Below are 14,466 nucleotides of genomic sequence, written 5' to 3' on the forward strand. Positions count from 1 at the left end.
AATTTTCTCCTAAAGCTAAATTTTCGAAATTATTTCCAAATCCGTGCGATAAAATCCAAAGCATTCTGACTGCTTATTTTATTAGTTTGGTCAACGCCAAAATCTTTTTCTAAAATTTCATTAATTGGTGAATAATGTCCAGCATTGTCATGTTCTTTAAAATAGAATGGGATTCTTGATTTGTCCGGATTGTCCTTGGTGTAAAAATAATCAGCGCCGTAACAGATTGCGTTTTCTCCTCCTAATTCAATACCTTGAACAACGTGTTCATCCAGAGCTTCCACTTTTTCTGGATTCACAAACGCCCGCACAAAGTTAAGTCCAATCAACCCTTTTTGATGGATGATTTCTTTCGCAATATCATCCGGTAAATTCCTTGGATGATCAAAAACGGATCGGTAATTAGAATGACTCGCAATAATAGGAACGTTGATGTTTTCTTTTGAAATATAATTTAAAATATCGTAAGCCAAAGCATCACTCGTGTGCGAAAAATCGATGGCGATGTTTCGGTTGTGTAGATAATCAATTAACGTTTTTCCATCATTCTTTAAGCCTGCAGTGGAGTAGTTGCCGCCACCAAATCGGTTTTCGGCATGATGCGTAAAACTGATATAAAGAACGTTTCCCACGATTTTAATAATCTTTTCCAAATGATCAAAACCTTGTTTCAAAGTCATGTTTTCATCACAAAATGCAGAACCGCTTTCTATAGCCGCCAACATTCCGATATTTTCATTGTTGCTAAAGGTTTCTAAATGTTGTTTTCCGAAACGATACAATGCATTATCTTCCTTATTTAAGTTTTGGAAAATCTCACTTTGTTTCAAACCAAATTCATGGCTTTTTCCCTCAACAGGTGCGAAAATCGCCATGATCTGTAATTTCACATTTCCTTCTTTCAACCAAGGAATGGCACAACCGATTTCTTCTGCGTCATCAATACTGGTGTTTGGTCGGGTCAGATAAGAAAGAAGGTCGCAGTGGAGATCGACTACAGGTTTTTTCATAAGGTTTTTTTTATTTTCCTCAATGATAGGAGTTTAATATATAGTTAGCAATTTTTTTGCGTGATTCAAATCAATTTTTTTAGAATCGGAAAAATCTAAAAAATATTGCAATTGCCACGCTTGTGTTTTTTGTGCTTGTTTGCTGGTGGTCTCGTCCCAAATTGGATACACTCTTATGCCGCGTTTCCCGTCTTTTATTTCATCTGATAAAATCCGGTGTTTATGCAGTGCATTTTTTGGAAAGATAAAAACGCCCATTTGAGTTGGAGTATTGGCGACGATCATTAAGAAATCTAAATCATCTTTGATGTCAAAAGGCGTTGTAATTCCCTTTTCATTTCTTTTCCAAATGCTTACGAATTGTCCCGTTTTCGTCGGTGTGATTTTGGCTTTTCGAAATACAACTTTATATTCGTTGAGGTGAAAAGTATGAGCGGCATATTCCTGGCTTTCTGGTTCAGGTTCTATATTTTTTAAAAGTAAGTGACACGGTTTGAAAACCAGCTCATCAATTAATTTGATCTCGTAACAAGTGATCTTTTGGGAAATCATATAAGTTCTAAATATTTAAATTTTATTAGCGGCTCCGTTTCCTAGGTCATTCCAAATATGCTTTATATTTAATCAACGAATTCTGTTATTATGAATGGAATGGAGCAACACTAAACGTAATGAAGAATTTCAACTTTTAATTTTCTTAAGGGTTAGATTTCCGAGGCTGTATTGAAACAGATTTTCAGATTGATAAATTAACACATCATCAAATTAGCACTAATCCATCACCAACAAAATTTTCCCAATATGTTCGCTGGTTTCCATCAATCGGTGTGCTTCGGCGGCTTCGGCTAAAGGAAACTTTTTATAAATGATCGGCTTTATTTTTTTGGAATGAAACATCGGCCAGATGTTTTTCTCAACCTGTTGAGCGATTTCTGTTTTTACTTCGTCCGTTTGGGGTTTGAGGAAACTTCCCGTTAAGGTCAGGTTTTTGGCCATGATCGTACGCAGGCTAATATTGACGTCGCTGCTTTTCATGCCGTTGATGTAAACAAGACGGCCTTTTTTATTCAAGATCTCGAGGTTCTTTTGGGTGTAATCTCCGCCGACCATATCGAGAATGACATCGATCTCTTCGTCTTTCCATACTTCTTCGAAAGCTTCTTTTTTATAATTAAGGATATGATCAACTCCAAGATTTTTGAGAAATTCTACCTTTTCTTCTGTTCCCGCAGTGGAGTAGGTTTCGCAACCATAGGCTTTTGCCATTTGCAATCCCGTGGTTCCGATGCCGCTGGTTCCGCCGTGGATCAGTAATTTTTCACCCGGTTGAAGTTTGCCCAAATGAAAGACGTTGAACCAAACCGTAAAAACCGTTTCTGGAATTGCCGCAGCTTCGGTTAAACTGATTCCTTCCGGGATGGGAAGACAATGAGAACTGTCGACCACCACATATTCGGCATAACCGCCGTCTGCAATAAGTGCGCAAACATTATCGCCGACTTTTTTATCTTTTAAAGCAGAACCGATTTCTGTTATTTCGCCGGAAACTTCTAAGCCGGGAATTAAAGTGGTCGGCGAACCTTTGCCGTAAGTGGCTGTGTTTTGTCGCGTGATAATATCGCTGCGATTGACTCCGGCAGCTTTTACTTTAATAAGAACCTGGTTTTCTGTCGGTGATGGTTGTGGAGTTTCCTGTAATTGTAAAACTTCCGGTCCGCCGGATTTTGTGATATGGATTGCTTTCATTTATTCTTTTTATGGATTGACCTTAAAGGTAAAAAAATGTTACTGGAATCGAAAGAAAGTATAAATGAAATTAGTAAAACTTCAAAAGGAAAACTTATGTTTTGGACTTAATTAACTGAAATAGGAGCTTAGATTTAATCTTCAGATTCGTAATCAATCCATTCAAACTTAGATTTTCCGTTTTCAGATATTGTTAGATGAAAATCATTTTCAAAATCGGTGTTGGGAATGGATAAAATTCCTACGAAAATGAGGTCGTTATTTTCTTCATTAAGTGATTCAAACCTAAAATCTTTAATGGTGGCCTTGTTAATAAATTCGTAGAAATTCCCTTTTGGAAAGTCTTTTTTCAAAAAAGATTGATTGAAAATAACTGCGTTATCCCGTTCTATTTTAATAGTGCTTTCCATTTCGGGATAATAATTTCTGACTACAATAGAATCCGCTAAGTAAAAATCCTGATAAATATATTTTTCGTAAATATTCTTATTGGTTACGGAGATTTTCAAATTTCCTATTAAAGTATCTCGAGTTACATTGTAGACAATCTGTTCGTTTCTTTTTAAAGTGTCAATTTTAAAAGTGTCTTTATTAAGCGTTTGAACGTTTACAACTTTTTCTTCTAGTTTCTCATTGTCGTTTTTTGAAGAACACGCAAAGATGGATAGGATCAAAAAGGAAGCAGTAAGGAGGTTGAGTATTTTTATCATGGTCTTCGTTGAAAAATTCGTCACACATTTTGTTTTTTATAAATACAATTAGGGAATCACTTTATATATTGTATTGTCATTATTTCCAAAAACTTCTTTTTGAATAAGTTTTGCTAAATCGACCGTTTCCGTGATACTCGTGTTTGTTTTTAGACTTAGATAGGGGATTCTGTCCAGTTTTTCTGTTTCAAACATGATATTGTTTTTCGAAGCAAAATCTTCTAATAGTTGTAAATAAGGAAGCTGAATCTTTTTAAGTGCTCTAAACTCTATGTTAAAATTCTGGTCATTCCGGACAAAAAAGAGACTGTCGTATTCATTTGCAGTGATTCCAATAAAATTAAAGTCGGTTTTTCCCTCCAGGACCAGGTTGAGTTCTTCAGCTAACTCATCCAATTGAATTTGCTTTGCCGTAAATCGATCTCTGCGTTTTTCAGTGCCAGTATTTGTAGCAAACGTTTTGACGCTGTTGATAAGGGATTTAAAAATATTCATACTGATTTAGTTTTTAGTCGAACGCTGTTACTTTCTTTTTGCTTTCTGTAATTCAAGACGGAAAACCTTACTGTCTTCTAAAAGTTCTGCCTCTTTACTTTTCTTATCCATTTTAGTGAAAATCTCTTTTCCAGTTTGCTTGATTGAAAATAGTTTGGAGTTTTCAAAATAAAATCGACCTGTGTAAACGGATTCTAATTTTGTGTGATCCAATCCAGTTACTTGATTTGATTGATCTTTTATTTCTGCAAATTGATCCTGCTTTTCAAAAACGAAAATTAGTTCATCGTTTGAAAAGAAATATTCGGAGGTTTTCAATCCGTAAGAAAGTCCGATACTGTAAACTATTTTTTTTAGTTTTCCATTTTTATAATAACCGGAAAGCTCTTGTCCGCCATCAGTGGATTCGTTTTTTATGTTCACAAAATAGTCGTTATCTAATTTTTTGATCTGATAACTTTTTTCTGTGTTGATTGCTTCAACCTTTTTGCGAAATGCAGCAATTCTCTCTGCGGTTTGTCCGAAAAGCAAAGTTGTTAAAGTGAGAAATGTTAGAAGGAAGAGCTTAGTTTTCATTGAGGTTTGAAGTTTCCTGTAATTGAAGATGCTCGATCCAGCGGATTTTGTGATATGGATTGCGCGTGTTTTATTTTTAACTTCGACCTCGGAATGACGTATTCTGTTTTGATAAATTTTCTTGTTGAAACTGAAAATTAATTTTAGAATAAAGAACACATATTGCAAATTTTGGAGTTGTTCGACAGTGCGGAAATCAAATCTCAAATCTTTAATTTTGCAAAAAAATTGAAACGAACATCTGCCGCGAAGGGCTGAAATTTGAAGTTTCTTTCCAATGCTGAAAAACCTTTTTTAGGCGTAGTTTATATTATAAACGTCATTTTCAAATGAATTATAGTTTAGACTTGTGTCATTTTTGATTTCATCGTAAACATTAATATTCCCATTTTCATCCATGACTTCTATAATTATAGCATAGTCTTGCTTGAAATTTACGTCAGTTATGCTCCTGGTATATAACCTTAATGCAACTTCCCATTCTCCAGCATCAAAATTTCTAGTGAAAGATTTTTCAAATTGTAAAATTGGACTCCATTGTTTAGTATAAATATTTGAATTTGAAAGACTAATTTCTTTTAACCCAACTGCAGTGTTTTTAACCAACTTTACCGAAAGTCTCGTTTTTGAGTATTCATAATCATTATTTAAATTAACCTCTGGATTATATACAATTGTGATTTTTAATTTGAGTTTGCTTTCTAGATTTCCATCATGAAAAATATCTGGAATGTTAAATTTTACATAATCATAGTTGTCCATGTCTAACTCCCCTTGATATAGATATGTTGCTGTCTTATTTGCATATAAAGCATTTTGAATCAAAGGTTCGCCAAATCCAGTAAATTTAAAATCGAAATCAAAGTTTTCAAAAACTTCTCTTTTTTCTGCAAAATGAATAAGCAAAGCTTTAATTAAATTTGTTTTTGCAAAGGGATAATAATCGAAAAGCATTTGAGCATGTCTTGATATAATTGGGGACGAGAAGCTAGTTCCATTATCATAAGATAAGCTTAAACCATCTTCGAATAATCCACAAGCTGAAATTCTAGGAAATGAAGTATACGGAGACATAAGATTTCCACCGTGAGAAACTAACTCAGGTTTCAAACCACCATCTGTGCCAGGACCAATTTTTGAAAAAGGAGAAATTAAGTCTCTTTTAGTGAGTGAACCGTGATCGTCATATTTAGCGATTGATCCAACCGTTAATCCTAATAATGATTCTGCTGGTGATCCAATTCTAGCATTTACATTTGAAAAGTGATTCTCGGGATAAGTTCCAAGACTAGAATTTATATTCCCTGATGAAATAACAAATAATACATCAAATTCTTTAGATAAAAAATCAAGTGTTTTCCCTAAATGGGATCGCTCATTATCTCGTAATGAATTTGGATTCCCTAAAGATAAGTTGTAGACTTTAACTTCTAAATATAATGATTCAACTACTTCTGTAATAGCATTTGCTAAATCAAAATCATTTAATCCAAGTATATTATTAAAACTATCAATCCCGAAAACTGGAACATCAATAACATAACAATATGGTTTTAAATTTTTAGTGGTAATTTGAAATTCTATGTCATCACCGAAAATACAACGACTTGCGACAAATGTTCCGTGGGAATATTGAGGTGATACCGAACCTGCTGGAATATAAGAGTTAATTCTATCTCGAACAAAATTTGGAATTATTTTACCACTAGTAGTTATTCCTGAATCAAATATACAAATTGCAGAACTTGAAGATACATCTTCGAATTTTATGTCATCTGCAATTAGTTCTCCTTTGACAGAATTTGTAATGAAGTAATTTTGATTTAAAGAAATCTCTTTAATCGAGTTAAATTCATTCAAGATAGTATTAATTTCCGAACCATTCAATCTTGTTTTAATAGTTACTATGCGATTTGAAATATTTGAAAAATTATATTCGAAATTATTCTGAAGAAACTCTTTTCTTATTAATTTTTCTAAAGATTCAATTTCTTCTTTTTTTATTCCATCGAAGAATTGGATAAGCAAATCATACCTTAACTCTGAATTAATATCAATATCATGAGACACTTTGGTTTCAATAGGTATTGCTTTTATATTTTCAATGGCGGAAAAGTAAGTCTTATATTTGTTTTCTGGTGTACTAATATACTCGTCTAATTTTACTTCAAATTCTTGAAATTTATCATCATTAATTTTAAAATTCGCAATAGATTTATTTTCGAAATTTAAGGAAACTAATTCAAATCCTAAATTCTCTATTTTGAGAATATGCGATTTAATATTCATGTTGTCAAGTGTTGAAAGTTGTAAGAATACATTGCTTATTACCTTCAAATCCTTTTTTGAATACTCAATTTCTTTAAATTGATTTTTTTTATTTCGTAAAGAAATCCCATGTTCAGAATAACTGAATCTTGGTACAGATTCACCGAATCCAGTTTTATTTATCTCCTTTTTTGAAATATTATCTTTAGGAATTTCTAAATGGTATTTCTTTTTCATATGTTGTTTTAAATTACTATTAACTAGTAAATATAGGCAAGATTTTTTTATTTCAAAAAATAAAATCTTCAATAGAAAAACCGCCCTCCATTCTAGCCCCGATGGGAACGGCATCCTTTTTTGTTTCGCCGACAGGCGAAACAAAAAAGATATAGTGGACAGCGGGACGGGTCTTTGGAAGAAGCGAAATCTTGGTGCTCCTAAAAACAGGAATAATTCCGTAATTTTGCAACATGAACGTGAATTTAAATCAAGATACTATTTGTGCAATCGCCACGGCAAACGGAGTTGGAGCTATTGGAATTATAAGAATTTCGGGTAACGAGGCTTTTAAAATTGCAGCCAAAATTTTTGAAGGTAAAAATCTGGAGGAGGCGAAAACGCACACCATTCATTATGGTTTTATAAAAGATGAAGCGGAAGTGATTGATGAAGTGATGGTTTCGGTTTTTAAAGCGCCGAAAACCTTTACGGCAGAGGATTCTGTGGAAATTTCTTTTCATGGTTCACCGCATATTGCGAAGAAAATTCTGGAAGTTTTGGTGAAGAATGGAGCGCGACTGGCGAAAGCCGGGGAATTTACGATGCGTGCTTTTATGAACGGCAGAATTGATCTGGCGCAGGCGGAATCGATTGCGGATTTGATTGCTTCGGAAAATGAGGCGTCGCGGAAAGTGGCTTTGAATCAGTTGAAAGGGGGAATTACGAATGAGATTTCGATTCTTAGAAATGACCTGCTGAATTTTACGTCGCTGATTGAACTGGAACTGGATTTCGGGGAAGAGGATGTGGAATTTGCGGACCGTACCGCCATGAATAAATTGCTGCTCAACCTGCGCCATAAACTGGGTTCTTTGATTGAGAGTTTCCAATATGGAAATGCGCTGAAAAATGGAGTAGAAGTGGCCATCATCGGGAAACCGAACGCAGGGAAATCGACGCTTCTGAATGCTTTGTTGAAAGAGGAAAGGGCGATTGTTTCTGAAATTGCAGGGACGACGCGCGATACGATTGAGGAAGTGATTCATTTGAAAGGAACGGCTTTTCGGTTTGTGGATACGGCCGGACTTCGGGAAACGACCGATATCATTGAGAAAATTGGCGTGACCAAAGCGAAGGAGAAAATTGCTTCGGCGAAAGTGCTGTTGTATCTCTACGATGAACAAGATTCTACGACGGAAGAAGTGATTGCTTTTGTGAAGGAATTCCACCGCGAGGATTTGAAAATTGTGCTGGTTCATAATAAAGTAGATTTGACCAACGACGAAGTTCCAAACGAATTTGACGCCACTTTAAACTTGGAATTGTTTGCGGATTATTGTGATGAATTGTTGCGGATTTCCGCGAAAGATCAAACGGGAATTGAAGCGGTGAAAACGGTTTTGATCGATTACGTTGAGAATTTGAAAGATCAGGAAAGCAATGTGATTATTACGAATCAAAGGCATTTTGACGCCTTGCAGAAATCGCTGCAATCTGTTCTTCAGGTGGAGGAAGCGGTGAGTTCTGGGATTCATACGGAATTGTTGGCGTATGAGTTGAGAAATGCGCTGGAGCAGTTGGGAGAAATTTCCGGGGAATTTACGAATGATGAGGTGTTGGGGAATATTTTTTCTAAGTTTTGTATCGGAAAGTAACCACTATAAACAATAAAATCACCCTCTAAAATTATTTTTTAGAGGGTGATTCATTTTAAAAATCCATAGCAGATTACTGGGATCGCTCGTTTGAATCGCTGCTAATAAACATTTCGTTTCTTTCTTCAGACACAATATCTAAGAAACGATCGTAATGTTTTAAAACATCTGAGATCAATTCATTTTTTGTGAAATATTGAACGTCGTAACCTGCACGCGTATCTCCAAAATAAGCTTTTGGATAGAAAGCTCCTTTTTCTTGAACTTCTGGAATGTTATCTTCATCTACCAGGAAACCGGATACTTTTTTAGAGGAGGTTTTCACGCCGTAAACGAAGTTATTGATCATATCATATTTGATCTCTATTTCAATTTTTGTAGGATTGGAATTTTGGTTAAGGTTGGATGCAATACCATTTTCGGCAAACTCAGTTTGGAGTTCCATAAGAGCCTCTTTCACAACTGTGTTGATGAATTGATCGATCGATCCACGGTCTTTGGTAGCAACAATTTGTTTCAGCCGGTCTTTCCATAATCTTCCGGACCAGGGAACCGTTGCTTTTGAAAATGTCCGGTCGTAATAGGCTTGGTCGATAGTGAATGCTTTGACCAGACTCACAATGAATAATATTAAAATGATAGAAAATGGCAAAGCCGTGATGAGCGTCATACTCTGTAGTGCCTTCAATCCTCCAGCGTTTAGTAGAAGTAAAGATAAGCTTGCCAGTAAAGTTCCCCATAAAATAGTTTGCCATTTTGGAGATTTTGCCGCATTTTTTGTCGCTATATTATTCATTACAAAAATACCTGAATCTGCCGAAGTCACGAAGAAGATAATCACAATGAGGATCGTCATGAAACTTGCTATGGTCGAAAAAGGTAAGTATTCTAAAAACCGAAACATCAAAGCATCAGGATTGCCTGCGACAGCGCTTAGTGCTCCATTCCCCACATTTTGGTCAAACCAAATAGCACTGTTCCCAAACACGGTCATCCAGATAAAATTGAATAGTGACGGGATCAGTAATACGGCCACAACAAATTCTCTTATAGTTCTGCCTTTTGAAATTTTTGCTATAAAAAGTCCAACGTAAGGTGACCATGAAATCCACCAGGCCCAGTAAAGGATCGTCCAGTCATAAAACCAAGGTAATTGTTCTTTGTCATAAACGTGGGTAGCAAAAGTTAGATTGAAAAAGTTGTTGATATAGTTACCGATACCTTCTGTAAAACTTCCGATTAAAAATACCGTAGGACCCAATATTAGAACGAATAAAAGTAGTGCGACTACCATCGTGACATTAATGTTGCTTAATATTTTTATGCCTTTGTCAACTCCAGTTAACGCTGAAATTACGGCCAGCGAAACCAAAACTCCGACAATAATAATTTGGTAAAGAAAGTTAGTGTCCGGAACAATATTTAAAATCTGTAAACCGGAATTGATCTGAACGACTCCAAAACCCAAGGTAGTTGTGATTCCAAAAAAAGTACTGCAGAGCGCAAACACATCAATCAGATTTCCCCATTTTCCATTTGTTTTATTTTTTAATAAGGGATAGAAGCAACTTCGTAAGGACAGGGGCAACTTAAGACGATAAGCGAAATAGGAGAGAGCTAAACCAACCAGTCCATAAATAGCCCATGCGTGAACTCCCCAATGGAAAAAAGTATAGAGCTGGGCATTTTTTGCTTTATTAACGTAATGTTCTAAACCAAAAACATCAGCAGTATAATGCTGCATAGGTTCAGCTACTCCAAAATACATCAGTCCAATTCCCATTCCCGCAGAAAAAAGCATCGCGATCCATGAGAAAAACGAATGTTCGGGCCGGCTGTCATTATCGCCTAATCGAATGTTTCCATATTTACTAAATAACAGATAGACCAGGAAAATCACAAAACACGTAACCGACCATACATAGACCCAATTGAGATTTACAAAAATGAAATTTTTAATGATATTCAATATCTTATCAGCCATTTCCGGATAAAGGATGGAGACAATTGATACAATTATAATAAAACTGATGCTGGGAATAAATATCCCTTTATTTAGGGTAGTCTTAATCATAGAACTTTTTTTAGGTACTTCTTTTGGTAAAGAAAATAGAAATATGTGGTCAAAGATGGCTAAAGTGAGAAGCAATCTACAAATAATTCTTAAAACGCATCAAAAAACCTGTCTTTTTTAAAATTAAGAAGAGTAGTTTTCTACTAATATTTTTCAGGTCTATTGAAGTAGAATTACAAAGTGTTAAATAATTGATGTTTTTGACGATCACCGAAATTTTGGATAATGTTAATTTTAGGTCAGTTGACCACCAATTACCTCAAAATAAGATTCACTAAGTAACCGTATAGCTTCTTCCATCTCCGCGGGATTTAAGTGTGCAAAACCCAGTCTTAAAGCGCTAACTTTTCGGTTTTGATAAAGGCAGGTCATTGGAATTGAAAGTCCTTTTTTTCGCGCCTTTTTTTGCAGATCCGTTAACGAAATTGAATTTTTAAACTGAATCCAAAAAGCCAGACCCGCAACGGGAATGGTAAAAGATAATTTATTTACAAAATAAGTATTCAGCAATTCAATGAAAACTTCTTTTCTCTCGGCAATTACTTTTGTAGATTTTCTTTGATAGCGGTGAATGTCACCTTGGTGAATGAGTTCACCCAAAGCTTTCTCCATCATGACATCGGGCTTGCCGAAAATATTCAAGTATTTTGCAGCTTCCTCCAAAAGATCTTTTGGTGCGATGATAAAATTCATTTGGAAACCGGGATTTAGAAACCTGCCAAAAGTCCCAATATATATAATTCGATTTCCACCATTTCTACGAAGTAGTGTTTCTTTTTTGTTTTTCGTGGCTGAAAATTCAAAATCAGAATCATCTTCAATCACAATAAAATTATATTGCTCTGCTAAAATTAATAATTGTTTCTTCCGATTTTCTGATAAGCCGATCGTCGTAGGATATTGGCATTTTACATTAATATAAACCATACGGATTTCTCCTGGTTTAAAATTATTTTGAATATAATCTACATCCATTCCATCTTCATCCACAGGTATAGTTTTCAGGTGAGCACCCGCCTGACTGTAGATCATATTGGGTAAATAGTAGCTTAGCTCTTCGACTAAAATGACATCGCCTTTGTTGACAAGCAATCGAGATAATATGGAATGTGCCTTTTCGATACCGGCAACGGGAAATAAAAAATCTCTTGAAACATGAAATCCTCTGGTCAAATTTAGATAATAGCTGAGTTGATCCTTGAAAAATAAACTTCCATCACTGGTAGCGGTAAGTATTCCCGATTGTTTTTTTCTTCTTATGACTGAAGTATAAAAGCGCACCAGCTCTTCAGATCTAATAATTCGATAGTCAGGGGTGCCTTCTGTGAAATAAATTTTCTCTTGATTTCTTTCAAAAGGGGCATCAAGAATAAATTCCTTCCGGAAAAGAAAAGGAGCTTTTTCCGGGGGATGTAAAAAAGTTCTGTTTTCATGAACTTGAGATGTGGAAATTTCAGGATTTTTTACAAAAGAACCCACATTAGGAACGGTTTCTAACCAACCTTGATCCTTCAGCTCACCTAAAGCTGCTACCATAGTTTTGCGGTGCACGTGCAGACTTTCTGCGATAATTCTGCTTCCGGGAAGTTGATCACCATCTTCTAACAGGTTGCTTTTTACAGCGTTAATGAACTGATAAACAATTTGTAAATAAACTGCGTCTTTTTTGCGACGGTCTATTTTAATAAAAGATTGAAAAGGGAGAATAACCGGACTATTCATGATTTATATTTCGGACTACCAAAATTAGTGTTTTTATTCAAATCTTTGCAGCCTCAAATTCAAATAGTATCGTTAAAGAATAGTTATGAAAAAAGTAATAGTCACTATAGGACTTATTGTTGCAGTTCCCAGCTTCGCACAAAAAAAAGATTCTGTTTCTAATCCTTTGGAGCGATCTATTGAAATACAAGAACTGCTGATCCAGGGAAATCGACTGCAAACCCCTTTCAGTGAATCTACTCGAGATATTCAAGTGATTACACAAAAAGAAATTAAGGAGCTTCCTGCCAGATCGCTAAATGAGATCCTATCTTATAGTAGTGGTGTAGATATTAGACAAAGAGGTCCATTCGGGACGCAGGCAGACATTTCGATTGATGGTGGTACTTCAGAACAAACATTAGTATTGATCAATGGTGTGAAGATGATTGATGCACAAACTGCTCATAATATGATGAATATTGCAGTTCCGCTAAGTGCGATCGATCATATCGAAGTAATAAGAGGTGCCGCCGCCAGGATTTATGGAATCAATGCGCTTACAGGAGCCGTGAATATTGTTACCAAAAAAGAAAAACACTCCTCTGTTGCTGTGGATCTTCAGGGAGGAAGTTCTTTTAAATCTAAAGAAGAAGGAGATGGTTCAGGGATTTATGGTGGTGGATCTGCTGAAGTAACCGGAATCTTCGGCACGGAAAAACAAAGTCAACTTTTATCGATAGCCCAAAGTGACTACAATGGACAGCGATACAACTCGGGATCTAAAAATATCCGTCTTTTTTATAATGGTAACTATGATTTTAATAGCAAAAACAGTGTTCAGGCCATGGCAGGTTATTCTAAAAATCACTTTGGTGCCAACGGTTTTTATGCTGCTCCGGGTGATGTGAATTCGGAAGAACATGTCGAATCGTCAATATTCAGTATTTCTTCCAAACATACTTTTGGTGATTTTACGATTTCTCCAAGAGTAAGCGATCGCTATGGAGAAGATGATTATCGATATTATAAAGATAATTTGAGTAAAGCGCGTTCTTTACATTATACCAATGCACTGATGCTCGAATTAAACAGTAGTCTTAAGACGCATATCGGAACTTTTGGTTTTGGATTAGAGTCGCGATTGGAAAAAATTAACAGTTCCAATATTGGTAGTCATGAACGTGATAATCATGGAGCTTACGCAGAATATAAAGGAAGTCTTGGGCAGAGATTTAAAGGAACTGCGGGTATTTATGCTAATTATAATACTGATTTCGGTTATCAGATTTATCCAGGAGTGGATCTTGCTTATATTGTGAATGATTATTGGAAGATCGCGACAAGTATTGGTTCAGGCCAACGAATCCCTTCGTTTTCAGATTTATATTTAAATCAGCGTCCGGGAAATATTGGTAATGAATCCCTTCAACCTGAAAATGCGTGGAATTACGAAGGAAACGTTCAGTACAGTAAAGGAAATGTTCAGTTTAAAACAGGATATTTTTACAGAAATATCAGTGATTTTATTGACTGGGTCCGGGAGAATCCTTCACAGCCTTATTCTCCAGTTAATTTAGGCGAAAATAAGATGCACGGTATTTATGGAAGATTGCAGCAGGATTTTACAATATCTGCAGAACAGTCCCTGGGTTACCAAGTGACTTATAATTATATGAATCCGTCCATTGAAACTTTATCTGGAACGCAATCTAAATATACTTTAGAATCTTTGAAACATCAGTTTGTTGCAGGAATTCAGTATAGGATCAACGATTTTTCATTACATATTAAAGACCGGTGGTTAAAGCGTGAATTGGGAGACTCCTATCATATTTCAGATATTCGTATCAATTATCAATTGCAGAAGTTTTTATTATATTCAGAAGTAACTAACTTGTTTAATGAGGTTTACAAAGAAGCTGGAGCGGTGCCAATGCCTACACGATGGTTTGGGTTTGGTATAAAATATCAATGGACGCAACGCTAACGATCTTTATAATATTAAAAAC

General features: G+C 35.5%; 11 protein-coding genes. 2 read left to right on the top strand and 9 right to left on the bottom strand.

Annotation, left to right across the window (positions count from 1 at the left end; all coding sequences use genetic code 11):
• Positions 1–29 precede the first annotated feature (29 nt).
• The 7 genes from FNJ88_RS12205 to FNJ88_RS12235 all read right to left on the bottom strand — a co-directional run bounded on the left by FNJ88_RS12205 (position 30) and on the right by FNJ88_RS12235 (position 7,042).
• A complete protein-coding gene (locus tag FNJ88_RS12205; RefSeq protein WP_143853489.1) occupies positions 30–1,010 on the bottom strand; it encodes a dipeptidase in 981 nt (326 codons plus the stop codon).
• 33 nt (positions 1,011–1,043) lie between these two features.
• Positions 1,044–1,562 (bottom strand): MepB family protein, encoded by a 519-nt coding sequence (locus tag FNJ88_RS12210; protein ID WP_143853491.1) that lies wholly within the window; start codon positions 1,560–1,562, stop codon positions 1,044–1,046.
• A gap of 219 nt (positions 1,563–1,781) precedes the next feature.
• Entirely contained in the window at positions 1,782–2,756 is a 975-nt protein-coding gene (locus tag FNJ88_RS12215; protein ID WP_143853492.1) for an NAD(P)H-quinone oxidoreductase, read from the bottom strand.
• A 134-nt stretch (positions 2,757–2,890) separates the two neighbouring features.
• Positions 2,891–3,466: a DUF4738 domain-containing protein gene (locus tag FNJ88_RS12220; protein WP_143853494.1), complete on the bottom strand. Its 576-nt coding sequence runs from the start codon at positions 3,464–3,466 to the stop codon at positions 2,891–2,893.
• Between the two features lie 48 nt (positions 3,467–3,514).
• Positions 3,515–3,961: a hypothetical protein gene (locus FNJ88_RS12225; RefSeq protein WP_143853496.1), complete on the bottom strand. Its 447-nt coding sequence runs from the start codon at positions 3,959–3,961 to the stop codon at positions 3,515–3,517.
• A gap of 27 nt (positions 3,962–3,988) precedes the next feature.
• Positions 3,989–4,537, bottom strand: coding sequence for a hypothetical protein (locus tag FNJ88_RS12230; RefSeq protein ID WP_143853498.1), 549 nt, complete (start codon positions 4,535–4,537; stop codon positions 3,989–3,991).
• 294 nt (positions 4,538–4,831) lie between these two features.
• A complete protein-coding gene (locus tag FNJ88_RS12235) occupies positions 4,832–7,042 on the bottom strand; it encodes a S8 family peptidase (RefSeq protein ID WP_185145829.1) in 2,211 nt (736 codons plus the stop codon).
• A 233-nt stretch (positions 7,043–7,275) separates the two neighbouring features.
• Between FNJ88_RS12235 and mnmE the strand changes: the two genes are divergently transcribed.
• Positions 7,276–8,679: a tRNA uridine-5-carboxymethylaminomethyl(34) synthesis GTPase MnmE gene (gene mnmE / locus FNJ88_RS12240; RefSeq protein WP_143853501.1), complete on the top strand. Its 1,404-nt coding sequence runs from the start codon at positions 7,276–7,278 to the stop codon at positions 8,677–8,679.
• Positions 8,680–8,752: 73 nt separating this feature from the next.
• Here the strand turns inward: mnmE and FNJ88_RS12245 are convergent, their stop codons facing one another.
• Together FNJ88_RS12245 and FNJ88_RS12250 are read right to left on the bottom strand one after the other, a co-directional pair.
• Positions 8,753–10,753 carry a BCCT family transporter gene (locus tag FNJ88_RS12245; RefSeq protein ID WP_143853502.1) on the bottom strand — a complete coding sequence of 667 codons (2,001 nt, stop codon included), beginning with the start codon at positions 10,751–10,753 and terminating at the stop codon, positions 8,753–8,755.
• Between the two features lie 234 nt (positions 10,754–10,987).
• A complete protein-coding gene (locus tag FNJ88_RS12250; RefSeq protein ID WP_143853504.1) occupies positions 10,988–12,475 on the bottom strand; it encodes a PLP-dependent aminotransferase family protein in 1,488 nt (495 codons plus the stop codon).
• Between the two features lie 85 nt (positions 12,476–12,560).
• Between FNJ88_RS12250 and FNJ88_RS12255 the strand changes: the two genes are divergently transcribed.
• The gene (locus FNJ88_RS12255) at positions 12,561–14,444 is read left to right on the top strand and encodes a TonB-dependent receptor plug domain-containing protein (RefSeq protein WP_143853506.1); all 1,884 of its coding nucleotides are present in this window, start codon (positions 12,561–12,563) and stop codon (positions 14,442–14,444) included.
• Positions 14,445–14,466: the final 22 nt, after the last annotated feature.

It is taken from the genome of Chryseobacterium sp. SNU WT5 (assembly GCF_007362475.1).
Lineage (GTDB): Bacteria > Bacteroidota > Bacteroidia > Flavobacteriales > Weeksellaceae > Kaistella.